Genomic DNA, 23,331 nt, shown 5'->3' with positions numbered 1-23,331 from the left:
TAACGCTTGCCGTTAACGGCACATAATAGCAGGCTAAAATTTACGACGAAGGAGCACAAGCCTGCTGTTTTGTGCTACGGTTTAACGGCCTTGCTAGGTGTATATTACACTCTGTTTTTAAATACTACGGGTGTGATCAACATAGCTATTAAGACTATAAAACCAGCTACAAACCCAATATTTTGAAGATAACTAACACCAGAAAAGAATAATATTATTGCTATAGCGAAAATGGCTATTTGAGAGAAACCTATAGCACGCCTCTTTCTAGCATTACCTTGCCCATGAAAAAGCCAAATCAAGGTGACAGGTATAGATACTAATATCAAAATAAGTAGTAGGTATAATGCCCCACCTCCTCCGTGTGTCACCTCAACCTCCTGTAAACATAACGTTTGATTAGCAGGCTAAAATTAGCGACGAAGGAGCGCAGCCTGCTGTTTTGCGTCCTTTGGTTTGGGCACTTGTTATGTGTTTTTATTCAGGTTTTAAACCTGACAACTTAACGCTTTCACCTTTTGAAATTGACTTTGCTTGGTCTAAAGTAAACTGAAACCAAAATTCAGTGCGATTCTCATCGAAATAACTAAAGCAAAACTCCACTTCATCAGCGTCAAAGCCACCAACAAACGATGGAGATTGAAACATATCGCTCGACTCTATTTCAAGCCATTGATGAGTTGAGTAGTCTTGGTTAACTATCTCAATACAAATAGATTTTAATTCATCTTCAATTGGTATATCCATCACTGACCTGTTAGAGCACAGAACGCCGACATAATGGGCGGATTAAGCTTGGGCTAAAATTAGCAAGGAACAGGCGCCAGTCGAGCTTTAGACGTCCCACACATAATTTACATGTTATATACCAATATGTACCAGAGCCGCATCTCGGAATTCTTGATAGTTGTCAGCATACTCCCAAATAGAAAATAAGTGCTCTCCATTTGAGTCGACTAAACAATACATTTGGCAATTAGCATATTCTTTCGAGTTTTTTAAATCACTCCAAGCATAGAATGATGATTGCCCGTTTTTACATAGAACAATTCCTTTAGAATCGAAGGTAAAACTAAACTTTAAACTCCGAAGGAAACGAACCAATAGAAAGAAATATTTGCCACAAAAATAAACCAAAGCGCTACATAAGAAAAATAAAAAAATTAAAGTTTGCCAATCACCATCCGCAATTCTATTGCTTGATAAGTAAATCATAGATAGAGGACCTAGCGCATAAACAGGCAAAAGTATGACTCCACAAATATAAGCCATTATTTGAACAGAGTTAGAATGTTGAACCATATTTCCCTTGGTATATAACAATTTTATAGTGCGCTCGTCCCGCATCTTTCTGCCGATGTTACGCGCATGTATTAATAAATCTATTTTTAACAAATAACGTAATGCATTGCCAATTCTAATTTTTTATTGATACTAAAGATATTCAGAAAAAGAAAATGCTCTCGTCGCTCATCTTGGGGCAGAAATGAGTTACCCAAAACTCCCTTTCAATTATTTATCACTCTGTACTTCAAACTCTTTAAAAATACTGTTCACATTCACTTTTGCGCCTAGCTTTGCAGCATTAAAAAGAGGCCTGCTAGTTTTCTGTGAACGAACAAGGCATCTACGGGTGGTGCGTGCCAATGCTCTGAGGCGGTGCTCATTTTTAGGCCGAGCTCTTTAATTCGTTTTGGTAAGTCGCTATTCGCAAAATCATACTCACCTTGGTGGCGCAGTGGCTCGCAGGCGAGTAGAAATATATCGACGACATTATCTATATATTCTTGAGCAAGCCCTTGTTGAAAATAGCCAATTTGCTGTGCAGCTGTTGCAACACCGGCTCTGTCGTTACTAATCGCTCCAGATAATAACTGTAAGTAACCATCACTAATATGCTGAGGTAGTTCGCGGGTGGCGCCAAAATCTAAAAGTATTAAGCGTTGATTGTCGATTTGATACTGATAATTGGCAAAGTTTGGATCAGTTTGAACTAGTTTAAAGCTAAATAATTCGCGTAAAAATAAGCTGAGTAGCTGTTCAACCGCTTTATTACGTAAAGCTTGCTCTTTACTTGCCAGTTCATCTAGCTCTTGCCCTTCAACAAAACTCATGACTAAAACTTGAGAAGAACTAAGCGAATCAACCACATTTGGAATAAGGTAATTGTCATCACCCTTTAAACACTCGCTGTAGCGTTTTAAAAAACTCGCTTCTAATTCGTAGTCAGCTTCGTTTATAAGCTGCTGTTTTGCTTCCTCGATAAGAGGCTGTATTTCTACCTCTTTAGGTAATAAGCCACTGAGCTTCAGAAGGTAAGCTAAGTTATCAACATCACTGGCAATGCCTTTTGCAATACCTGGGTATTGCACTTTAACTGCTAACTTTTCGCCCGATTCTCGGTAAGCAATATGCACTTGCCCAATTGATGCCGCAGCAAATGGTCTGAGCTCAAAATGCGATAATTGTTCTAGCCACGCATCGCCCCAATGCTCACGCATTACTTTAACTAGCTGCTTTTGTGGCATGGGTGTCGCTTCTGAACGTAGCCTTGCTAAAATTGCTGACAGCTCAGGAGTAAGTAATTCGCCACTATCCATGGATAACAGCTGCCCCAATTTCATTGCTGCTCCACGCAGATTTGCAAGCTGCTCTGCAAAGCGCTGAATATTTTTTGGCTTTAACAATAACTCTTGTCGTGATGTTTGCTTGCCAGTCGCCCATGCTTTTGTGCCTTCAAACAGCATATTACTCGCAACTTTACCTGCTAAAGAACCAAGCCGAGCCGCTCGTGCTAAGCGCGATGTTGGAACAGACTTTTGTTTATCACTCATATTACTTCACACTATTAACTTAATGCTTTGAATACGTTGGTTGTTCGAGTTTAGATCGACTTTAGCTTTACTATCACTTGTCTTCTAGCCAAAAGCAAAAAGCCGCATGGTTAGCTTATTTGCTTCCCGATGCGGCTATTTATTTAATTAACAAGCCAATAAATTGTTTTATTGAGAGTTACTGCTTTCCAGACATCAACTGTTCCATTAGCTGGCTAAAGTCGAAGCTTGCTGCTTTTTGCAGTGGTGGATACTCTGATAGCGATTTTATGTGTTCGCCAAGTAGATGTTGCACAGGCTCATTCAGCCATTGCTTAGCTTGCACTATGTCTGAGCGGTCGGTTAAACCATCAAAGCTTTCAAACGGATCCATACGTATGTTATAGAAAATTGGGAACTTTTGCTTTTCATAAGGAGCATAATAATTTTCGCTCGTTTCAAAGTGCAGCTTCCATTGCTTGTAGCGAATCGCTTTTATACTTGATTCGTAATAGTAGAAAAAGTGATCACGGGCGCTTTGGTCAGTTTTGCCAAGCCAGTAATTCAGGTTATTTACGCCGTCAATCGGTTGCTTATGCTCTTTCAGTGCTTTTTTCGCGATATTTGGTTCACCTGCTGCTGCAGCTAGCGTTGTGTAAATATCCATGTGCGATTGAATACCGTTTAATACTGTATTTGCAGGTACTTTACCTGGCCAGCGAACAATCATAGGCACACGTACACCACCTTCATAGGTCGTCATTTTCTCACCACGGAAAGGCGTTGTACCACCATGTAATCGAGCACTGTGCTCCGGGCCATTATCTGTAGAATAAACAACAATAGTGTTATCAAGCACACCCATATCATCTAGTGCAGCCATTAACTCGCCCACTTGTTGATCATGTTCAATCAGACCACTGCCGTATAAATCATGCTCTGTGGTGTATTCTTCTGCTAAATAACGGCTCTCATCACTTAAACGCGTGTACATATGCATTCGGCTTGGGTTAAACCAAACGAAGAAAGGTTTATCTGCTTTTTTCGCTCGTTTAATAAAGTCTATGCTTGCGTCCATAAACTCTTTATCAACGGTTTTCATACGCTCACGAGAGAGTTGGCCGGTATCTTCAATTTTTTGTTTACCCACTTTGCCAAAACGTGGATCAACAGTTTTGTCATCTACATTTGTGGCGTAAGTATGTAAAACGCCTCGCGTACCATATTTTTTGAAGAATTCAGGATCTTTCGGGTAATCACGTTGCTCAAACTCTTCTTGGGTATTTAAGTGATATAAATTCCCGAAAAACTCATCAAAGCCATGCACGGTTGGTAAGTGCTCGTTGCGATCACCTAAGTGATTTTTACCAAACTGCCCCGTTGCATAACCTTGCTCTTTTAAAACCTCAGCAAGGGTATAAGAACCCGCTTTTAAACCAAGCTCAGCGCCTGGTCGGCCCACCGTTGTCATGCCACTACGAATTGGATATTGACCTGTAATAAGTGCAGCGCGCCCTGCAGTACACGATGGTTGCGCGTAATGATCGGTAAACATTGCGCCTTCGTGGGCAAGTTTATCGATGTTTGGCGTTTTATAACCCATGGTACCAAGTCCATAAGCACTTACATTTTGCCAGCCAACATCATCGGGGAATATAATTAGAATATTGGGTTTGTCTTTAGCAAAAGCGACAGAGCTTGCTAAATATAAAGCAGCGGATGCTACGGCGAGTAGTCTTTTCATAACAGCAGTCCTTCGTGTATTTTAATAAAATACTATGTAGTTTAGTTTTTAAACTTGTAGTACTTTTTTTAGTCTACTAAAAATACTGTGTACCGCAATTATTATTAATGCTAGGCATAAAAAAACCGTATTTTCTGATCAAAATACGGTTTTTAAAACGTTATTAACTTAAACGTTATTTAATAACTTCTAAGCCACCCATGTAAGGGCGCAATACTTCTGGTACAACAATCGAGCCGTCAGCTTGTTGATAGTTCTCTAAGATTGCTACCAGTGTACGACCAACTGCTAAGCCTGAACCATTTAATGTATGAAGTAGCTCTGGCTTTTTCTCACCTTGACGACGGAAACGCGCTTGCATACGACGCGCTTGGAAATCAACCATGTTTGAACATGATGAGATTTCACGATAAGTGTTTTGTGCAGGTAACCATACTTCTAAATCATAAGTTTTTGCTGCACCAAAGCCCATATCACCCGTACATAAAATCACTTTACGGTATGGAAGTTCTAATGCTTGTAAGATTTGCTCAGCGTGACCTGTTAGCTCTTCTAGCGCTTGCATTGAATCTTCTGGTTTTACTAGTTGTACTAATTCAACTTTGTCGAATTGGTGCTGACGAATAAGACCACGTGTATCACGGCCATAGCTACCTGCTTCACTACGGAAACAAGGCGTATGCGCTGTTAAACGAATTGGTAAGTCGCTTTCGTCGTAAATTTCGTCACGAGCACTGTTCGTAAGCGGTACTTCAGCTGTAGGAATTAAGCTAAAACCTGGTTGTTGCTGACCGTCGTCATCCACTAAACCTAATGTGTGGAATAAGTCACCAGCAAACTTAGGTAATTGGCTAGTGCCGTATAAGCTTGCGCTATTAACTAGGTAAGGCACATACATTTCTGTATAGCCGTTTTGCTCTGTGTGCGTATCAAGCATGAACTGCGTTAGAGCACGGTGCATACGTGCAACTTGACCACGCATAACAGTGAAACGCGCGCCACTGATTTTAACGCCCATTTCAAAGTCTAGGCCGTTTACGTCTTGACCAACATCAACGTGATCTTTTACTTCAAAGTCGTATGACTTAGGCGTACCCCAGGTTGAAATTTCAACGTTTTGATCTTCGTCTTCACCTACAGGAACAGACTCATCAGGTAAGTTTGGAATAGCAAGTGCAATTTGCTTAAGCTCTTCAAGTACTGCGTCTTGCTCTGCTTTTACGCTGTCTAGTTGATCGCCAAGGTTACTTACTGAATCAAGCAGCTGTTGTGCTTTTTCGTGCTCGCCTTTCGCTTTTGCTTGGCCGATAGCTTTGGAACTTGCATTACGCTCGCTTTGAAGTTCTTGCGTTTTTACTTGTAATGTTTTGCGTTTTTCTTCAAGTGCAGTTACCGCTGCAGTATCAAGTTCGTAACCGCGTGATGCTAAACGTGCAGCCGCTTGTTCGATATCTTGACGTAAATATTTAGAATCTAACATGTTCGATTTTTAACCTTTTTGCATTACCAGCTGAAGGCCCAGCCAAGCCATAAATATACACACCACCACGTTTAAGGTGATATTGAGGGCCATTTTAAAAAAGTGACCTTGTTGCAAGAGCAACAACGAATCCATTGAGAATGTTGAAAAGGTGGTCAATGCACCTAAAAAGCCAATACCAATTAAGGTTTTAGCGGGGCTAACAGCGATTATTTCTTTTTCAATCAAGCCGTATAAAATGCCCATTAACAATGAACCAAGAATATTAACTGTCAACGTGCCAAAAGGGAATCCCCTACCGAGCAGTTTTAGCATGGTTTCGCTAAGAAAATAACGTAAACATGCCCCTGAAGCGCCACCCATTGCAATCATCATGTAAAGTTTCAAACTATTCATAACGTTTAATATCACTTTGCTCGTTGCGCTGGGTTAAATAGTCCAGCTTTTGTTTTATTTTTTGTTCAAGCCCGCGGTCGGTTGGGAAGTAATACTGGCGATCATTAATTGCCTCAGGGAAATACTTTTCGCCTGCTGCAAACGCACCTTCCTCATTGTGTGCATACCGATATTCAGCGCCATAACCTAAGTCTTTCATTAAGCTGGTTGGTGCATTACGTAGATGCTCTGGCACCGGATGGCTCGGCTCATTTTTAGCATCTTGCATTGCTTGATTAAACGCCATATACACAGCGTTACTTTTCGGGGCACTGGCTAAATAAATGGTGGCTTGTGCAATAGCGCGCTCACCTTCACTTGGGCCAACGCGTTGAAAAATATCCCACGCATTGAGTGCGACTTCCATTGCTCGCGGGTCGGCATTACCGATATCTTCTGTAGCAATCGCTAATAAACGCCGAGCTACATAAAGTGGGTCACCGCCGCCAGCTAAAATACGGCAATACCAATATAAAGCGCCATCAGGTGAACTACCTCGCACTGACTTATGAAACGCTGAAATCAAGTCGTAGAACTCATCGCCGCCTTTGTCGTACTTGGCTAAGTGAGTTGGTAAAACTTGGCTTAACACATGTTGATCAACAAGGTATTTGCCCTGCTGCTCAGTGGTTAAGTCAACCGCTTGTTCTAACAGGTTAAGCACTTTACGCGCATCGCCATCACTTGCTTGGCAAAGCGCTTGCTTAGCGTTATCGGCAATATCTATATTTTTTTGGCTGAGCTCTACGTCTTCACGTAAGGCGCGCTCAATTACGTTAAATAAATCAGTTTGCTCAAGTCCTTTTAAAACATATACACGAGCACGAGACAGTATCGCGTTATTAAGTGCAAATGATGGGTTTTCGGTGGTCGCGCCAACAAAAATAAAAGTACCGTCTTCAATATGCGGTAAAAATGCATCTTGCTGAGATTTATTAAAGCGATGCACTTCGTCTACGAATAATAAGGTGCGCTGCCCTCGCCCAGCAAGGTTTGCTTTTGCTTCGCTTACGGCCTCACGAATGTCTTTGACACCTGCTGTGACTGCCGACATTTGAATAAGGCTGGCATCGGCATGGTTTGCAATAATCTGCGCTAATGTGGTTTTACCAACGCCTGGCGGCCCCCACAAAATGAGGCTGTGGCATCTGCCTGCAAGAATGGCTTGGTAAAGAGGTTTATCGGGGCTTAAAAGGTGCTGCTGACCTATGTAGTCATTGAGTGTTTCGGGTCGCATGCGCGCCGCAAGTGGGCGCACATCAGGACCAAAATTAAATCCGAGATTACTCAAGCCTTAATCACCTTGGCTTTGGTCGTCAACTTCAACGCCTTCAGGAATGGTAAATTCAAAGGTTTGAGTTGCAAGTTCTTCGTTTACTTTAGCCTCTTTAAAGGTAAATAAAGACTGCTGACCTGAGGTGTCTAATACCGTTAGTGATGCGAGGCCTTGCTCTTTAGCATTAAAGCGAATGTCTAGCTTTTCAACTTGGCTCTCAACGCCTTTGTTTGGCGTGACACTAAAGCCAGCATCGGTTGCCACAACTTGGTATTTAGCCCACTGCTCTGGATCTTTTGAGGTCAGCAATACAAACGGTGTTGAATCAATCAGGCTGTGGGTATTCATAATCGTTACTTGCTCAGCAAAGCTGTCGAAGTAATACGTTTTATCGCCATTTGATACAAACAAGGTATCGTCTGGGCTTTGCTGTTGCCAACGGATCATCATAGGCTGCTGAAGGGCAATATTCCCCTCACCTTGCATGATAGCTTCGCCTTGCGAATCGGTAACCTGCTGTGAAAACTCTGCTTTAAAACTTTTAATCGCAGCCAGTTGCTGTTGCAACGCTTCGCTGTCGTCTGCAAAACTTTGACCGCTTAATAAACAACCCATAATTAGGGCTAGGTATTTAATTTTTTTCATTAATTTGCTCCACCATTTGGCACTAAGACTTCGCGGGCACCGTTATGTCCTGGTGCGCTAACAATGCCTGATGTTTCCATTTGTTCAACTAAGCGCGCTGCGCGGTTATAACCTACACGAAGCTTACGCTGTACACTCGATACCGACACTTTGCCGGTTTCAATTACAAATGATACTGCTTCATCGTAAAGCGGATCTGACTCTTCATCACCGTCTTCACTGGTTTCTCCTGGTAGTAAAATTTCTTCTGTGGCATCGCCACTTAAAATTTCATCAATATAATTTGGTTTGCCACGTTTTTTCCAATCGTCTACAACCGCATGTACTTCGTGGTCGTCAACAAACGCACCATGCACACGCACTGGCACACTGGTACCCGGCGGTAAGTAAAGCATGTCACCCATACCAAGTAAGTTTTCAGCACCTTGCTGATCTAAAATGGTACGCGAGTCAATTTTACTTGAAACTTGGAACGCCATACGGGTTGGAATATTCGCTTTAATCAAACCGGTAATTACGTCAACCGATGGGCGCTGTGTTGCTAGCACTAAGTGAATACCTGCAGCACGGGCTTTTTGCGCGATACGTGCAATCAGCTCTTCCACTTTTTTACCCACGATCATCATCATGTCGGCAAATTCGTCAATAACCACCACAATACTTGGCAGTTTATCTAGCTCTTCAGGGCCATCGGCCATGCCGTCGGTGTCTTTAAACAGTGGATCTAGAATCGGTTGACCCGCTTCTTTGGCATCCAACACTTTTTGGTTGTAACCTTTTAAGTTACGCACCCCAAGTGCCGACATCAGCTTATAACGACGTTCCATTTCGCCTACACACCAACGCAATGCATTGGCTGCTTCTTTCATGTCGGTCACAACTTCACATAATAAATGTGGGATGCCTTCGTACACAGAAAGTTCAAGCATTTTCGGGTCGATCATGATCATACGAACATCATCAGGGCCCGATTTGTACAGTAAGCTTAATATCATTACATTAACGCCCACTGACTTACCTGAACCTGTGGTACCCGCAACAAGTAAATGTGGCATTTTGCCAAGATCAGCACATACTGGCTCGCCAGCAATGTCTTTACCTAACACCATAGTCAGTGGTGATGGGTTTGATTCGAACTTAGGCGCGTTAATAACTTCACTTAAGCGCACAATTTCACGGTGTTTGTTAGGCAGCTCTAAACCAACATAAGTTTTACCCGGAATAACTTCTACCACACGTACGCTTACAGCAGACAGTGAACGTGCTAAATCTTTCGCTAGGCCAGTGATTTTAGCTACTTTAATACCCGGCGCTAAATCAAGCTCAAAGCGCGTTACAACCGGACCTGGGTACACACCCACAACCGCAGCTTGAATGTTAAAATCAAGTAATTTGGTTTCAACTAAACGCGAGATTCCATCAAGCTCTTCTTGAGATAATGGGTTTTTCGCTTTATCTGGGCGGTCTAATAAATCAAGAGACGGTAACGGGTTTGCAGGCGGCTGCTCTTCAAGCAGTGCTTCAAATTTTTCTTTTGCCGTTGGTGGTGGCTCATATGCAGGTTTTGGTTTAGGCATAGGGCGCGCAGGCGAAACAACCGTTGTAACAGGTTTTTCTGGCTCAACGACTGGGCTCTGATCAAGCGCATTCAGTGCCGATACGGTATCGAATGATTCATCATCAAGGGCACTGAAACCAATTTCTTGGTCAAGAATATCGTCTAGTTCATCAAAGCCTTTAAAGTCATCATCGGCTTTTTCAGCAGGCTTTTGCTTAGGCTTAGTAGGCTTTGGTTCTTCTTCATCTGCATCATTAAAGCTAATTGCTGGCTCGTTTTCTGGCTCTACAAAGTTAGCGTCTGGCTCTGTCGTGGCAATATCTTTAACAGCTTCTTTTTCACGATGTAACCAAGCAGAAAATTGCTCACGTAAAAAGTAAAATGCTTTCATTACCCACTTGCCGACAAAATCGACAAATTGCACCCACGAAATACCGGTTAATAGGGTTAAACCGGCAAAGAAAAAACACAGTAGTAAAATTGAGGTGCCAGTAAAATTAAAGGTTGGCATCATTGCTGTCGCAATAACATCCCCCACTACCCCACCAGATGAGAAGTTATAAATATCATCAAAATTAATACTGCTGATGGCAGTTGCTGAAGTAATAAACAGCGCAAAACCAATGACACGTAAGGCAAGCGTGGTGTAATCAAGCTGGAAAATACGGTGTGGTTGTTTAAATAATAAATAACCGAACAATTGAATAGCAACAGGCACTAAATAAGCAAGCCAGCCAAAAGTGAGTAATAGGATATCTGCAACCCAAGCTCCCGCTGTGCCGGTAATATTCTTAACATTAACAAATTCACCGGTTTGCGACCATGAAGGGTCCGCAGGATCAAAACTGATTAATGCACATAAAATAAATACTGCAGCAAAGGTGCTGATGATTAGCCCCGTTTCTAACAGTCTTTGAACACCATTTAGGCGCATAGCTCCCTATTCCTTATTATTCTTTACTGATCGATTAGCAGTGAAATACCTTAGCAGGAAATGCCGTTTGATGCACTTTATCTTAGCCTTGATGGACTGATAATGAACAAGTTTTTGTTACTCAATGTATATTTTAACAGTTTAGGCAATATATGGGCGAATAATGACCCCTTCTTCACCTTTTACTTCTTCCATTACCACATAAGTTCGGCTTTCACTGACATTTGGTAGTTTTAGTAGAATATCACCCAGTACATTTCGATATTCCGACATATCATTTACCCGCGTTTTTAATAAAAAGTCGAAATTACCCGACACGAGATGGCACTCAATTATTTCGTCGTGCTTTTTAACCGCAGCGTTAAATTCTTCAAAAACATCTGGTGAGGTTTTGGTGATAGTGACTTCTACATAAACCGACAAACCTTGGCCAAGCTTAGCAGGATCCACTACTGCTTTATATCCGAGTATATAGCCCTCTCTTTCGAGCTTTTTTACCCGTTCCAAACAAGGGGTGGCACTTAATCCTACACGCCTTGCCAGCTCTACGTTAGAGATCCGACCATCGAGCTGTAATTCCATTAAAATTTTACGGTCTATTCTGTCGAGTAATTGATGCATAAGCCAAACCAGAGTTTTGCACTGTTTAAAATATATTTTTAGATTATATCACTAGAATAACACTTAAAAAAGGTGAGACACACTGGCTGGTCATGAATATAATAGTCAAAAATTTTATCCCGTTCTATTAAGGCGAAAAACTATGATTATTGGTGTACCTAAAGAAATCAAAAACCATGAATACCGTGTAGGTATGGTTCCTGCGAGTGTTCGTGAACTAGTAAACCATGGCCACCAAGTGTTTGTTGAAACTGATGCTGGTATGGGCATTGGCTTCACTAACGAAGATTATGTTGCAGCTGGTGCTGAAATTTTACCTACAGCAGCAGACGTTTTTGCTAAAGCTGAAATGATCGTTAAAGTAAAAGAGCCACAAGCTGTTGAGCGTGCAATGTTACGCGAAGACCAAATTCTATTTACTTACCTTCACTTAGCACCGGATCTTCCACAAACTGAAGACCTAGTTAAAAGTGGCGCAGTGTGTATCGCTTACGAAACAGTAACTGATTCACGTGGCGGTTTACCTCTTCTTGCTCCTATGAGTGAAGTTGCTGGTCGTATGTCTATTCAAGCTGGTGCACAAGCGCTTGAAAAATCAAACCACGGCCGTGGTATGTTACTTGGTGGTGTACCAGGTGTTGAGCCAGCTAAAGTTGTTGTTATCGGCGGCGGCATGGTTGGTCGTAGCGCAGCGCAAATGGCTGTTGGCCTAGGTGCTGACGTTGTTGTTCTTGACCGTAACATCGACGTACTACGTGCATTAGACGCGCAGTTCGGTAATAAAGTTAAAGCTATCTACTCTACTGCTGACGCACTAGAAAAACACGTACTAGAAGCTGACCTTGTGATCGGTGGCGTACTAATCCCAGGTGCAGCAGCGCCTAAACTAGTAACAGCTGAGCACATCAAAGCAATGAAGCCTGGTTCTGCAATCGTTGACGTTGCAATCGACCAAGGTGGTTGTATCGCAACTTCTAAGGCGACAACTCACGCTGATCCTACTTACATTGTTGATGACGTTGTTCACTACTGTGTTGCTAACATGCCAGGTGCTGTTCCACGTACTTCTACGTTCGCACTTAATAATGCAACATTACCGTTCATCATCAACCTTGCTAACAAAGGTTATAAGAAAGCGCTTCTTGACGATGCAAACTTCTTAAAAGGCTTAAACGTGATCAAAGGCCAAGTTACTTATAAAGAAGTAGCTGAAGCTTTCAACATGGAATATGTTGACCCACGTACAGCAGTTGAAAATGCTTAATAAGAATTAGCATTGTGAAACAAAAAAAGCAGCGATATCGCTGCTTTTTTTATGCCTGTTTGCAAATAAATTAGTTTATCTGCAAACAATTATATTTCTGATTAACGACGCTTAGTTTGTTTAGCGCGTTGATTGTGCTTTTTAACCGCCTTACGGATTTGGTTAATTTTGGCACGTTTGTCTTTACGCTTTTCAGGAATAACCGACAGCTTAGTTTGCGTTTCGCGGCCTAGTTGTACTGTTTTGCGTAAATAGTTAACCGTGTCTAAATCAAGTTCAGCCCAACCACCTTGTGGCAAGCGCTTATCAAGCTCTAACTTACCGTAACGAATACGGATAAGACGCGATACTTCAACATCTTGTGATTGCCATAAACGACGTACTTCGCGATTACGACCTTCTGTTAAAGTGACATTGAACCAACGGTTGATACCTTCACCACCCATAGGTTTGATGTTTAAGAATTTTGCAGGACCATCTTCAAGCTCAACACCTTTTGTTAAAGTGCGTAGCGTTTCGTTAGTCACTTCACCAAACACACGAGCTGAGTACTCACGCTCTACTTCGTAGCTTGGGTGCATTAAACGGTTAGCAAGTTCACCATCGTTAGTAAACAGCATTAAACCTGCGGTATTAATATCTAATCGGCCAACTGCAATCCAGCGTTCGCCATCAACACGTGGTAAACGGTCAAATACCGTACGACGACCTTCTGGGTCTTTACGCGTACATAACTCACCTTCTGGTTTGTTATACATAAGCACACGACAAATACGGTCGGCTTTGTCTTCAATTTTTACTACGTGACCGTCAACACGAATTACATCGGCTGCTTCTACGCGGTCGCCTAAACGAGCCACTTTACCATTCACGCTCACGCGGTTGGCATCGATGTATTTTTCCATTTCACGACGTGAACCCACGCCAGCACGGGCTAATACTTTTTGTAACTTTTCAGTTTCTACATTACTCATTCAGATAGTTCTCTCACAGAAGGATCGCTCAATAGCTGGTTGATTTTACTCTCCTGAAGTTCAGGTAACGGCGGTAATTCATCTAAACCAGCTAATGAAAAATAATCTAAGAAAGCGGATGTTGTGGCATACAACGCTGGGCGCCCGGGCACCTCTTTATGGCCAACAACCCTAACCCACTCTCTTTCTAATAAGGTTTTAATTATTCCTGAGCCAACAGCAACCCCCCGTACTTGTTCAATTTCACCACGGGTAATAGGTTGTCTATAGGCAATCAAGGATAACGTTTCTAGTAGTGCTCGTGAGTATTTAGGTGCGCGCTCTTGCCATAAGTTTGCTAGCCAAGGCGCTAAACTAGCGCAGGCTTGAAACCTGTAACCGCTGCCTACTGCAACAAGCTTAATGCCTCGGGTTTGATAATGCGTTTGAATTTGTTCAATTGCATTATTAATGCGCGGCATAGATACGCTTAAATCAGCTAATACTGTCTCTTTTAAATGACGTTTAGACACAGGTTTTCCAGCAACAAAAATCGCGGCTTCTATGATTTCGACTAACTGTTCATCACTGATACGTTTTGTGGCCATCGCTACTAAAGGTCATTTTAAATCACTAACGCTCTATTATGACAGAAGTCGGCCAAGGTTGGAAAAATTATTGTAAAAAAGCCAGTGTAAAACACTGGCTTTGGGGGATATTTAAGAATGAATATTGAAATTAGCTATTTTTAACCATTTCAAGGGCATCATCTTCGGCAACGTCGCTGCCATATTTGCTAATGTAATTAACAAACTCAGTACGGCTTACACGCTTATCTTTGTTGCTATCCATATAGCCAAAGTGATTTGCGATATCGTCGTCATCGGCTTCTTCAATTGAAACATAACCATTTTTGTCGTTATCTAACGATTTAAAGTCATTTTCGATTGGGTCAAATTTAGCGATTTCAGCTTTAAATGCTGATTCAGATACCTCACTATCAGCTGCCACCTTGCCTGTATTTAATTGCATGTATGCATTAAATTCAGTACGGCTGATTTGCTCGTCCATATTGGTATCGATGTTTGAAAAATGCTCCCAAATTGCATCATCGTCAGCTTCTACCTTAGAGATATAGCCGTCATTGTCATTATCTAGACTGCCAAAATCGCTGTCGATTTTTGCTAAAGAGTTACTTGCAGAACATGCTGAAAGACTTAGTGCTGCTAAAATTGTAGATGCTAAAGTTAACTTTTTCATAAGACATTTCCTTGTAGTCGATTAGATTCAATTAGACTATTTCAAGTTGAATGCCAAAATGCCTTATTGACTAAAATCAAGCACTTACAATCTAGTTAAGTCACTGTTAAGCCTATGATTTAGCAAGCTTTTCATAGGTTGCTGTAATTTTTTCATAAAAAAAGCGCTCCGAAGAGCGCTTTTTACAAATAACTATACTGTCGCTATTAGATAGCTGCGTTTTGGTAACGCTTAACGAAGTCTGTTACTGCTTCGCCATTACATTTTAACGTGTTTAAGTTGCCAATTTTTTCACGCACAGGTGTTAAACCTTTTTTAAGTGCAGTGATGCAAAGTTGAGTTTCTTTTTGCTCATTTTTAGCAAACACTTCAATCGCTGCTTTTGCTACTTCTTGTGATTGTGCTTTTTTTGCAATTTCACGAATGTCAGTACCGTTACATAAAATGCTTTTTGAAAAACGTGACATTGAAATGCCATGCTTTGCTGCTTCTTTACGTGCAGCGGTAAACCCTTCGTTTGCACTTAAGCTACATAACTTCGATTCAATACTGTTATCAGCTGAAAAGTAGTGCGGGTTGCTTGCTAATGAGCCAAATGAGATACATGCAAGAGAAAGCATCACTAATTGTTTTTTCATGGTTTACCTTTAAATAGTACATAATATGAACGGGTGGTTTGCGCGCATTATATAAACAAAAATAAGCAGATCAACTGAATTATTTATTTAATTTAATAATTAATAGTGAGTTAACAATGTTTTTAAATTAAGCAGCAATTGATCAACATTTACCCAATTTGATTTTCGTAATTAGCTCATGAATAAGCCCTAGTTTGATGATAGAATTGCGCTAAACACTGAAACAAAAATAATAGGTGCACCATGAAGGTAATCTCATTTAACATTAACGGCCTGCGCGCTCGTTTACACCAATTGCAAGCCGTAATTGATAAACATCAACCAGATATTATTGGCTTACAAGAAATCAAAGTACATGATGAAGCCTTCCCTCTCGAAGACGTACAAAAAATGGGTTATCACGTTTATTTTCACGGTCAAAAAGCACATTACGGCGTGGCAATGTTATGTAAACAAGAGCCAAAATCAGTTGTTAAAGGCTTTGCAACCGATACCGACGAATCACAGCGTCGTATGATCAGTGTTACCGTGACACAAGAAAATGGTCGTGACCTAACGGTGATGAATGGCTACTTCCCACAAGGCGATAATATTGCCCACGAAACCAAATTCCCTTATAAGCGTCAGTTCTATAAAGATTTAATGACTCACTTAGAAGATAACCACACGCCAGAGCAAGATGTTATTGTGATGGGCGACATTAATATTTCACCGACCGATCTCGACATTGGTATTGGTGAACCAAACCGTAAGCGCTGGTTAAAAACAGGTAAGTGTTCTTTCCAACCTGAAGAGCGTGAATGGTTAAGCACTTTATTAAACTGGGGCTTTAAAGATACCTTCCGTGAACTTTACCCAGAAAAAACTGAGCAATACTCGTGGTTTGATTACCGCTCAAAAGGTTTTGATGACAACCGTGGTCTACGTATTGATGTGATCTTAGCAACTCCAGCTCTTGCTGAGCGTTGTGTTGAGTCTGGTATCGATTACGAATTGCGAGGTATCGAAAAACCATCTGATCATGCGCCAATTTGGTCAACATTTAACGCATGATAGACACATTGCAATGGCAGCTCCCTTTGTGGAGCTGTGTGGCTATAATACTCTGGCTCAGCTTTGATAAGCAAAGCGCATCACAATTATTGGCAACGCCAATAAGACAAGTTGGTGTGCTCGCATGTGCTTTAGTACTTGCGGTACTGTGGCGCATTAAAGCGGGGATATTGCCAGGCCTCGAATTGCATATTTTAGGGGTTACTGCAGTGACCCTAATTTTAGGTTGGCGACTGGCTATTTTTGCAAGTACCTTGGCGAGTTTGTTGTTAGTGCTGGTTGCACAATTGCCAATCAGTTTATTGCCTGTGCATTTGTTATTTACAGCGTTCATTCCAATTACGTTGAGCTATCTGTGCTTTGTAATTTGCTATACCTATTTACCAAGACACTTTTTTATTTATATCTTTTTATGCGCGTTTTTAACCGCTGCTGTTATCGCCTGTATTAAAATACTTACCAGCGGTGTGTTTTATTACTTGCTTGGTGATTACAGTTTTATTGAGATTTCAGAAAACTATCTGATTCTGTGTGCCATAATTTGGTTTCCTGAAGCAATGCTCAATGGCATGGCCATTACCTTGATGATCACCTATCGCCCTCATTGGGTTAAAACCTTTTATGATAAGGACTATTTAGACTCATGAGTCTTCACTATCACTGCCCGCTTTGCAAACTTGAACTTACTCTAACCGACAAAACTTACCGTTGTGACAACAACCACAGTTTTGATATCGCCAAAGAGGGTTATGTCAATTTACTTCCCGTGCAAAATAAAAAGTCGAAACAACCAGGCGATAACCTTGAAATGGTGCAGGCTCGCCGCGCTTTTTTAAGTGCCGGACACTATTTGTTTTTACAGCAGGCTTTAGCTGAGTTAGTGGCATCTCTCGAACCAAGTTCAGTGATTGATTTAGGCTGTGGTGAAGGTTTTTATACTCAAGCTATAGCTGCACAGTCGAGTGCCGATGTATATGGTGTTGATATATCTAAGCCCGCGGTCAAATACGCCGCTAAGCGTTACGAAAATGCGCATTTTAGTGTCGCGTCGATTAGCCAAGCCCCTTTTGCAGATGCGCAGGCTGATGTGCTTGTTAGTGTGTTTGCCCCTTTATTTGCACAAGAGCTTGCCCGCCTTGCCAAGCCGCAAGCTAGTTTAATTGTTGCAAGTCCTGGCCCTTGGCACCTTAAAGAGTTAAAAGCGTTTATTTATGCTGATGTAAAACCGCATACAGAGATAGAACCACCAGCAGGCTTCAGCAAAGCGTCGATAAACTTGTTAGAGCAACAGGTGCTGTTGTCTGTCGGTGAGATAAAACATTTAATTATGATGACGCCGTTTGCGTGGAAGTTTCGTCCAGAGCATTGGCAACAGATAGAGCAACAAGGCCCACAAAAAGTAACGTTATCGTTTTATGTGAGCCAGTTTATTCGCGATTAGAAGTGTTCTTTAGTGAAGGCTTTATCCATTTTTTCGAACATATCTTTTAATAATTGAGCTAAATCAGTATAGCGTGGTTTTTCAGTCGTTAATTGTGACTGATAACCATGCGCCTTCATTTTACTGTGCAGCTCGGTGTACCAACTTAGCATTGCTGGCTCTAAACGGGTTTCTGCACGGCGGCCTAGCCACAACAAACCTTGCAGCGGAAGTGATAAAAAGAAAAGCGCAATAGTGATAGCTTGTGGAAAATAATCACTACCTAAGTAATTCACTTGCATAAATACGGTCAGCATTGCCAATATTGGCATCACTGTAATTGCCAGATCAGTGGCCTTGATCACTCTAAATTCGGCAAACAATGGAGCGAGCTCTTGTCGCATCGGCCATTTTTTAGCGTACTGACGACCTGTTTGCACTTGTGACATGACACCTTTTTGCATCATCACTCCTAGGGTTTTCAACTTGTTTCACAACCGAGTGTAACACACTCCCGGATACAATCCCTGCAAAACCTGTCCTAGTTTTAATACCAAATTAATGGTTAGGAGACTAACGTTTAAAGTCTAAATGAGATAAAATGTTATCGGCTTAAGTCAACCAGACTTTAGTATAATTACAGCCTAGCTTTGTTAAGTGTAGCAACAAAATACTTATTTACTATACTGGCAAAGAATTCTAATTATCAAGCCTTAATATACACTGACTGATATCGTACTTTTAGGACCTAGCTATGTCGACGCCCCTTTGCTCACCACAACATGTTTTAGTACTGAACTGTGGTAGTTCAAGTTTAAAATTTGCCATTTTAGATGCCGCCACTTCTGACGAAGTTATTTCTGGTTTAGCTGAGCGCCTTGGCTCAGACACGCCTTCAATCAAATATAAATATAATGGTGAAAAACAACTTATTGAGCTTGCAAAGGGCCAAGCCCACGATGCAGCAATTGCTGAGCTTGTGAAGCTAGTTAATGAGCTAGGCCTTGCAGATAATTTAATTGCTGTGGGTCATCGTGTTGTGCACGGTGGTGAGCATTTCACTGAATCTGTACTTATTGACGATGATGTACTTGCAGCTATCGAAAAAACAGCCGCACTTGCTCCACTTCATAACCCAGCCAACTTATTAGGCATTCGTACTGCACAGCAAGCGTTCTCAGCGCTGCCACAAATTGCGGTGTTTGATACAGCATTTCATCAAACGATGCCAAGTATTGCGTACTTATACGCCCTGCCTTACTCGCTTTATAAAGAGCACGGCGTAAGACGTTATGGCTTCCATGGTACAAGCCATTATTATGTTGCAGGTGAAGCAGCAAAAATGCTCGGCAAAGAGCGCGACCAAACCAATGTGATCAGTGCGCATTTAGGTAATGGTTGTTCAGTGTGTGCGATTAAAGATGGTAAGAGCGTTGATACCAGTATGGGTTTAACACCGCTTGAAGGCTTAGTGATGGGCACGCGCAGTGGTAGCATCGACCCGGGTTTATTCACGTTTTTAACTCAGCAACTAAATTATTCAGTGCAAGAAATTGATGACTTACTTAATAAGCAAAGTGGCTTATTAGGTATTAGTGAACTATCAAATGACTGTCGCACTATTGAAGAAGCCGCTGTTGAAGGCCACCCGCAAGCGAACCTTGCACTCGATATTTTTTGCTACCGTTTAGCAAAACAAATCGCCGCATTCTTAGTACCTGTGCAGCGCCTTGATGCGCTTATTTTCACCGGTGGTATTGGTGAAAACTCAGATATCATTCGCGACAAAGTGATCACCCAATTGGGCTTTTTAGGCCTTGAGTGTGACGAAGCTGCAAACTTAGCGGCACGTTTTGGTAAAGAAGGCTTAATTTCAAAAGGCCAAACGCATGCTAAAGCGTTTGTGATCCCGACTAACGAAGAATGGGTTATTGCTAACGATGCAGCCCGCATTGCAAAGGAGGGTTAAGTAAATGGCACGTAGAATTATGTTGATCCCTATTTCGACTGGGGTTGGTTTAACATCTGTTTCTGTTGGTTTAGTGCGTGCACTTGAGCAAAAAGCGCTCAAAGTGAACTTTTTCAAGCCAATTGCACAGCCACGCTCTGGCGATACAGGCCCTGAAAAGTCCACGCAAATTGTCACCCATGGCTCGCCTATTAATCCACCAACACCATTTGAGCTTAGCTATGCAGAACAAATGATTGGTGATGGTAAAGGCGACGATTTACTAGAAGAAATCGTAGAGCGCTTTGAAAGCACTATTAAAGAAGACGAAATTGCTATTATCGAAGGTATGGTGCCGACACGCCGTCAGCCTTATGCAGGCCGTGTAAACCGTGAAATCGCGCAAACACTGGGTGCTGATATTGTTTTTGTTTTAACGCCTAGTAACGATAGCAACGACCAAATTGAAGACCGTTTAGAAATTGCCTCAGGCAACTATGGCGGTGTTAACCACCCTCGCGTGTTAGGTTGTATTTTCAATAAAGTTAATGCCCCTTTAGATGACGAAGGTCGTGCCCGTGCTGACCTTGTTGAGGCCCATGAGCCTGAGCAACTTGAAAACGAATTAAACCGTTTAGCATCACTGCCTATTTTCAGAAAACACCCATTTAAGTTATTAGGTTCAATCCCGTGGGATTTCGACCTAGTGGCGCCGCGTGTGCGTGATTTATGTGAATACCTAAAGGCTGAAGTTATTAACGAAGGCGACATGGCTCACCGTCGTTTACGTCGCGTTACTTTCTGTGCTCGCACTGTATCGAATATTTTAAGCCACTTTACCCCAGGTGCATTACTGGTCACTCCGGGCGATCGCTCTGATGTATTAGTTGCCGCTTGTTTATCGGCTATGAATGGCACCAAGCTTGGGGCTATTTTATTAACCGGTGGCTTTAAGCCGGAAGATCGCATCATGAAATTATGCGAACAAGCGATGGATACCGGCCTGCCAATTCTTGCTACAGAAGAAGATACGTGGCGCACGTCTTTATTACTGCACAACTTCAATATGGAAGTACCGTGTGATGATGATCAGCGTATTGATAAAGTAAAAGATCACAACGCCAGCCACATTGACTCTGACTGGTTAGACAGCTTGGCGCAAAGTGTTGGTCGTACTCGTAAAATGTCTCCGCCAGCGTTTCGTTTCTTACTAACAGACAAAGCCCGTCAAGCGAATAAAACCGTTGTTTTACCAGAAGGTAATGAGCCACGCACAATTAAAGCTGCGGCAATTTGTGGCCAACGTGGCATTGCAAAAACAATCTTACTTGGTGACAAAGAAGAGATTTTACGTATTGCTGAGCAACAAGGTGTTGAGCTTAACGATAACGTAACTATTGTTGAGCCAGCGGATGTGATCAACGATTACGTTGCGCCTATGGTTGAAATTCGTAAAAACAAAGGCCTAACAGAAGTGGTTGCCCAAGAGCAATTACTTGATAACGTGGTGCTCGGCACTATGATGCTTGAACAAGGTAAAGTAGATGGTCTAGTGTCGGGTGCGGTTAACACCACAGCGAATACGATTCGCCCACCGCTACAGTTAATTAAAACTGCACCGGGTTCATCGTTGGTATCGTCAGTGTTCTTTATGTTGTTACCTGATCAAGTTCTGGTTTATGGTGACTGTGCAATCAACCCAGACCCAACAGCAGAGCAACTGGCCGATATCGCGATTCAATCAGCTGATTCAGCGGCTGCGTTTGGTATTGAACCGCGTGTTGCAATGATAAGCTACAGTACGGGTACCTCGGGTTCAGGTGCTGATGTAGAAAAAGTGCGTGAAGCCACTAAACTTGCCCAGCAAAAGCGTCCTGATTTAGTGATTGATGGCCCGCTTCAGTACGACGCTGCAATTATGGAAAACGTAGCACTTAAGAAAGCACCAGACAGCCCGGTTGCAGGTAAAGCAACAGTGTTTGTATTCCCCGATTTAAATACCGGTAATACAACTTATAAAGCCGTACAACGTAGTGCTGATTTAATTAGTATTGGCCCTATGCTGCAAGGTATGCGTAAGCCGGTAAATGACTTGAGCCGAGGTGCATTAGTAGACGATATTGTTTACACCATTGCCCTTACAGCGATTCAAGCTAAGCAAGTTGAAAGCTTAGAAAATTAACCCTTCAAAATTTAGGCTAATTTATAAACCCTTTATAAATTAGCCTATTACCTTCTTTATACTGACCTATTCCCATATTTATCCACAGAATCTGTGGACAACCTCAACAGCGATATTGGGCAAAACCTCAGCAATCAAAATTATTGCGCTTTATCTTAACTTTGTTTACCTATACTATAAATTCAAAGGCTTCAAAGATAGGATCGCAGATGTCAAAACAAACGTTACAACTTCATAGTGAAGAACTTACCATTCATAGTTTAGATGTCGATGCGACGATTGATCCTGCCTTACTACAACAAGCTATTTTCTTTATTGCAAAAACGGCTGATGAGCTGTCTATTGTCTGCCCTAGTAGTTTCCAGCTCGACAGTCTGGACCAAGAAACCGACTGGCAAGCACTGGAAGTCATTGGCCCACTTGGTTTTTCATTAACAGGTATTATGGCGAATATTTCTGGCGTGTTAGCAAAAGCGTCGATTTCGATTTTTGCTTTATCAACTTACGATACCGATTATGTATTGGTGAAAAAGCAAAGTATGGCAAAAGCCATTACAGCTCTGAAAAAAGACGGTTACCATGTGCTAGGTGATGTTAAATAAGCCATGACTAACGAAGTTCAATACTTACCCGAACGCAGCCTCAGAAAAGCACGCTGCATGGCCATTAAAAGCCCATTTACTGGGCGTGTAAAAAGCATTAACGAGCATCCTGAGCCATTTTTTCGTTTTGCCACCCTTGGCCCAGGGATTAGTGTTGAACTAACTAGCCACAACATCATCGCGCCATTCGATGGAACCCTATTACAAGTTAAAAATGCCGGTAAAGAATACATTTTACAGGCAAAAAACGGTTTAAAAGTTTTATTAAACTTATCGTTTTCATCGGTTGAAGAACATATCAACCACACCAATATTGCTAAATTAAACGGCAGTAAAATTAGCCAAGGTGAACGATTAGCCTATTTTGATTTACGCGAGCTGAGCAGCCCTATGCTTGGCACACTGTGCGTTCTCAATAGCCAACACCTTGGACCCCTATATTATTCACTATCTCAGGTCACTGCTGGGGTAGACACATTACTCACTGTAACGAAAAAGTAGAATT

Annotated in this window: 22 protein-coding genes and 1 pseudogene; 8 read left to right on the top strand and 15 right to left on the bottom strand. The window is 41.9% G+C overall.

What is annotated here, in order from left to right:
- Positions 1–477: 477 nt before the first annotated feature.
- From AOG27_RS10500 to lrp, 10 genes and pseudogenes are all read right to left on the bottom strand, one after another.
- Positions 478–747 (bottom strand): hypothetical protein, encoded by a 270-nt coding sequence (locus AOG27_RS10500; RefSeq protein WP_054552978.1) that lies wholly within the window; start codon positions 745–747, stop codon positions 478–480.
- Positions 748–861: 114 nt separating this feature from the next.
- Complete coding sequence (locus AOG27_RS10495) at positions 862–1,302, bottom strand: hypothetical protein (protein WP_054552977.1); 441 nt, start codon at positions 1,300–1,302, stop codon at positions 862–864.
- 210 nt (positions 1,303–1,512) lie between these two features.
- Positions 1,513–2,834: pseudogene (locus AOG27_RS10490) on the bottom strand (ABC1 kinase family protein).
- 178 nt (positions 2,835–3,012) lie between these two features.
- The gene (locus AOG27_RS10485; RefSeq protein WP_054552976.1) at positions 3,013–4,557 is read right to left on the bottom strand and encodes an arylsulfatase; all 1,545 of its coding nucleotides are present in this window, start codon (positions 4,555–4,557) and stop codon (positions 3,013–3,015) included.
- Positions 4,558–4,732: 175 nt separating this feature from the next.
- The gene (gene serS, locus AOG27_RS10480; RefSeq protein WP_054552975.1) at positions 4,733–6,037 is read right to left on the bottom strand and encodes a serine--tRNA ligase; all 1,305 of its coding nucleotides are present in this window, start codon (positions 6,035–6,037) and stop codon (positions 4,733–4,735) included.
- Between the two features lie 9 nt (positions 6,038–6,046).
- Positions 6,047–6,433 (bottom strand): fluoride efflux transporter CrcB, encoded by a 387-nt coding sequence (gene crcB / locus AOG27_RS10475; protein WP_082389253.1) that lies wholly within the window; start codon positions 6,431–6,433, stop codon positions 6,047–6,049.
- A complete protein-coding gene (locus tag AOG27_RS10470; protein WP_054552974.1) occupies positions 6,426–7,763 on the bottom strand; it encodes a replication-associated recombination protein A in 1,338 nt (445 codons plus the stop codon). The genes crcB and AOG27_RS10470 overlap by 8 nt, the downstream gene beginning before the upstream one ends.
- Before the next feature lie 3 nt (positions 7,764–7,766).
- On the bottom strand, positions 7,767–8,393 hold the full coding sequence (lolA, locus tag AOG27_RS10465; RefSeq protein ID WP_054552973.1) for an outer membrane lipoprotein chaperone LolA: 627 nt from the start codon (positions 8,391–8,393) through the stop codon (positions 7,767–7,769).
- Positions 8,393–10,885: a DNA translocase FtsK gene (locus tag AOG27_RS10460; protein WP_054552972.1), complete on the bottom strand. Its 2,493-nt coding sequence runs from the start codon at positions 10,883–10,885 to the stop codon at positions 8,393–8,395. The genes lolA and AOG27_RS10460 overlap by 1 nt, the downstream gene beginning before the upstream one ends.
- Positions 10,886–11,026: 141 nt before the next feature.
- Positions 11,027–11,506 carry a leucine-responsive transcriptional regulator Lrp gene (lrp, locus tag AOG27_RS10455; protein WP_054552971.1) on the bottom strand — a complete coding sequence of 160 codons (480 nt, stop codon included), beginning with the start codon at positions 11,504–11,506 and terminating at the stop codon, positions 11,027–11,029.
- Positions 11,507–11,648: 142 nt separating this feature from the next.
- Here lrp and ald point away from each other — a divergent pair, with 142 nt between their 5' ends.
- Positions 11,649–12,770: an alanine dehydrogenase gene (gene ald, locus AOG27_RS10450; protein ID WP_054552970.1), complete on the top strand. Its 1,122-nt coding sequence runs from the start codon at positions 11,649–11,651 to the stop codon at positions 12,768–12,770.
- A gap of 101 nt (positions 12,771–12,871) precedes the next feature.
- Here the strand turns inward: ald and rluB are convergent, their stop codons facing one another.
- The 4 genes from rluB to AOG27_RS10430 all read right to left on the bottom strand — a co-directional run bounded on the left by rluB (position 12,872) and on the right by AOG27_RS10430 (position 15,621).
- Positions 12,872–13,744 (bottom strand): 23S rRNA pseudouridine(2605) synthase RluB, encoded by an 873-nt coding sequence (gene rluB / locus AOG27_RS10445; protein ID WP_054552969.1) that lies wholly within the window; start codon positions 13,742–13,744, stop codon positions 12,872–12,874.
- Positions 13,741–14,331 (bottom strand): SMC-Scp complex subunit ScpB, encoded by a 591-nt coding sequence (scpB, locus tag AOG27_RS10440; RefSeq protein WP_054552968.1) that lies wholly within the window; start codon positions 14,329–14,331, stop codon positions 13,741–13,743. The genes rluB and scpB overlap by 4 nt, the downstream gene beginning before the upstream one ends.
- Before the next feature lie 130 nt (positions 14,332–14,461).
- The gene (locus tag AOG27_RS10435) at positions 14,462–14,983 is read right to left on the bottom strand and encodes an EF-hand domain-containing protein (protein ID WP_054552967.1); all 522 of its coding nucleotides are present in this window, start codon (positions 14,981–14,983) and stop codon (positions 14,462–14,464) included.
- Positions 14,984–15,189: 206 nt separating this feature from the next.
- Positions 15,190–15,621 (bottom strand): hypothetical protein, encoded by a 432-nt coding sequence (locus AOG27_RS10430; protein WP_054552966.1) that lies wholly within the window; start codon positions 15,619–15,621, stop codon positions 15,190–15,192.
- 243 nt (positions 15,622–15,864) lie between these two features.
- Here AOG27_RS10430 and xthA point away from each other — a divergent pair, with 243 nt between their 5' ends.
- Genes xthA through AOG27_RS10415 form a run of 3 tightly spaced genes read left to right on the top strand, consistent with a single transcriptional unit; the run spans position 15,865 to position 18,115 of the window.
- A complete protein-coding gene (gene xthA, locus AOG27_RS10425; RefSeq protein WP_054552965.1) occupies positions 15,865–16,674 on the top strand; it encodes an exodeoxyribonuclease III in 810 nt (269 codons plus the stop codon).
- Positions 16,671–17,321, top strand: coding sequence for an energy-coupling factor ABC transporter permease (locus AOG27_RS10420; RefSeq protein WP_152967138.1), 651 nt, complete (start codon positions 16,671–16,673; stop codon positions 17,319–17,321). Before xthA ends, AOG27_RS10420 begins: the two co-directional genes overlap by 4 nt.
- Positions 17,318–18,115 carry a putative RNA methyltransferase gene (locus AOG27_RS10415; protein WP_054552964.1) on the top strand — a complete coding sequence of 266 codons (798 nt, stop codon included), beginning with the start codon at positions 17,318–17,320 and terminating at the stop codon, positions 18,113–18,115. Before AOG27_RS10420 ends, AOG27_RS10415 begins: the two co-directional genes overlap by 4 nt.
- Here AOG27_RS10415 and yfbV read toward each other — a convergent pair.
- On the bottom strand, positions 18,112–18,558 hold the full coding sequence (gene yfbV / locus AOG27_RS10410) for a terminus macrodomain insulation protein YfbV (RefSeq protein WP_054552963.1): 447 nt from the start codon (positions 18,556–18,558) through the stop codon (positions 18,112–18,114). The genes AOG27_RS10415 and yfbV overlap by 4 nt on opposite strands.
- 290 nt (positions 18,559–18,848) lie before the next feature.
- Between yfbV and AOG27_RS10405 the strand changes: the two genes are divergently transcribed.
- From AOG27_RS10405 to AOG27_RS10390, 4 genes are all read left to right on the top strand, one after another.
- Positions 18,849–20,063, top strand: coding sequence for an acetate kinase (locus tag AOG27_RS10405; protein ID WP_054552962.1), 1,215 nt, complete (start codon positions 18,849–18,851; stop codon positions 20,061–20,063).
- Positions 20,064–20,067: 4 nt separating this feature from the next.
- On the top strand, positions 20,068–22,224 hold the full coding sequence (gene pta / locus AOG27_RS10400) for a phosphate acetyltransferase (RefSeq protein ID WP_054552961.1): 2,157 nt from the start codon (positions 20,068–20,070) through the stop codon (positions 22,222–22,224).
- 209 nt (positions 22,225–22,433) lie between these two features.
- A complete protein-coding gene (locus AOG27_RS10395; protein ID WP_054552960.1) occupies positions 22,434–22,826 on the top strand; it encodes an ACT domain-containing protein in 393 nt (130 codons plus the stop codon).
- A 3-nt stretch (positions 22,827–22,829) separates the two neighbouring features.
- Positions 22,830–23,327 carry a PTS glucose transporter subunit IIA gene (locus AOG27_RS10390; protein WP_054552959.1) on the top strand — a complete coding sequence of 166 codons (498 nt, stop codon included), beginning with the start codon at positions 22,830–22,832 and terminating at the stop codon, positions 23,325–23,327.
- The last annotated feature ends 4 nt before the right edge of the window (positions 23,328–23,331 follow it).

Source organism: Pseudoalteromonas lipolytica, assembly GCF_001306915.1.
Lineage (GTDB): Bacteria > Pseudomonadota > Gammaproteobacteria > Enterobacterales > Alteromonadaceae > Pseudoalteromonas > Pseudoalteromonas simplex.
Note: the sequence above shows the minus strand (reverse complement) of the source record. Positions and strands in the feature narration are given on the sequence as shown.

Excerpts from the sequence above, each read along its gene's own strand:
- AOG27_RS10485 (WP_054552976.1), bottom strand. The coding sequence starts at position 4,557 with ATGAAAAGACTACTCGCCGTAGCATCCGCTGCTTTATATTTAGCAAGC.
- AOG27_RS10500 (WP_054552978.1), bottom strand. The coding sequence starts at position 747 with ATGGATATACCAATTGAAGATGAATTAAAATCTATTTGTATTGAGATA.
- AOG27_RS10460 (WP_054552972.1), bottom strand. The coding sequence starts at position 10,885 with ATGCGCCTAAATGGTGTTCAAAGACTGTTAGAAACGGGGCTAATCATC.
- crcB (WP_082389253.1), bottom strand. The coding sequence starts at position 6,433 with ATGAATAGTTTGAAACTTTACATGATGATTGCAATGGGTGGCGCTTCA.
- AOG27_RS10405 (WP_054552962.1), top strand. The coding sequence starts at position 18,849 with ATGTCGACGCCCCTTTGCTCACCACAACATGTTTTAGTACTGAACTGT.
- rluB (WP_054552969.1), bottom strand. The coding sequence starts at position 13,744 with ATGAGTAATGTAGAAACTGAAAAGTTACAAAAAGTATTAGCCCGTGCT.
- lolA (WP_054552973.1), bottom strand. The coding sequence starts at position 8,393 with ATGAAAAAAATTAAATACCTAGCCCTAATTATGGGTTGTTTATTAAGC.
- AOG27_RS10395 (WP_054552960.1), top strand. The coding sequence starts at position 22,434 with ATGTCAAAACAAACGTTACAACTTCATAGTGAAGAACTTACCATTCAT.
- AOG27_RS10415 (WP_054552964.1), top strand. The coding sequence starts at position 17,318 with ATGAGTCTTCACTATCACTGCCCGCTTTGCAAACTTGAACTTACTCTA.
- AOG27_RS10430 (WP_054552966.1), bottom strand. The coding sequence starts at position 15,621 with ATGAAAAAACAATTAGTGATGCTTTCTCTTGCATGTATCTCATTTGGC.
- AOG27_RS10495 (WP_054552977.1), bottom strand. The coding sequence starts at position 1,302 with ATGGTTCAACATTCTAACTCTGTTCAAATAATGGCTTATATTTGTGGA.
- AOG27_RS10390 (WP_054552959.1), top strand. The coding sequence starts at position 22,830 with ATGACTAACGAAGTTCAATACTTACCCGAACGCAGCCTCAGAAAAGCA.
- scpB (WP_054552968.1), bottom strand. The coding sequence starts at position 14,331 with ATGGCCACAAAACGTATCAGTGATGAACAGTTAGTCGAAATCATAGAA.
- serS (WP_054552975.1), bottom strand. The coding sequence starts at position 6,037 with ATGTTAGATTCTAAATATTTACGTCAAGATATCGAACAAGCGGCTGCA.
- AOG27_RS10435 (WP_054552967.1), bottom strand. The coding sequence starts at position 14,983 with ATGAAAAAGTTAACTTTAGCATCTACAATTTTAGCAGCACTAAGTCTT.
- ald (WP_054552970.1), top strand. The coding sequence starts at position 11,649 with ATGATTATTGGTGTACCTAAAGAAATCAAAAACCATGAATACCGTGTA.
- AOG27_RS10420 (WP_152967138.1), top strand. The coding sequence starts at position 16,671 with ATGATAGACACATTGCAATGGCAGCTCCCTTTGTGGAGCTGTGTGGCT.
- lrp (WP_054552971.1), bottom strand. The coding sequence starts at position 11,506 with ATGCATCAATTACTCGACAGAATAGACCGTAAAATTTTAATGGAATTA.
- xthA (WP_054552965.1), top strand. The coding sequence starts at position 15,865 with ATGAAGGTAATCTCATTTAACATTAACGGCCTGCGCGCTCGTTTACAC.
- pta (WP_054552961.1), top strand. The coding sequence starts at position 20,068 with ATGGCACGTAGAATTATGTTGATCCCTATTTCGACTGGGGTTGGTTTA.
- yfbV (WP_054552963.1), bottom strand. The coding sequence starts at position 18,558 with ATGCAAAAAGGTGTCATGTCACAAGTGCAAACAGGTCGTCAGTACGCT.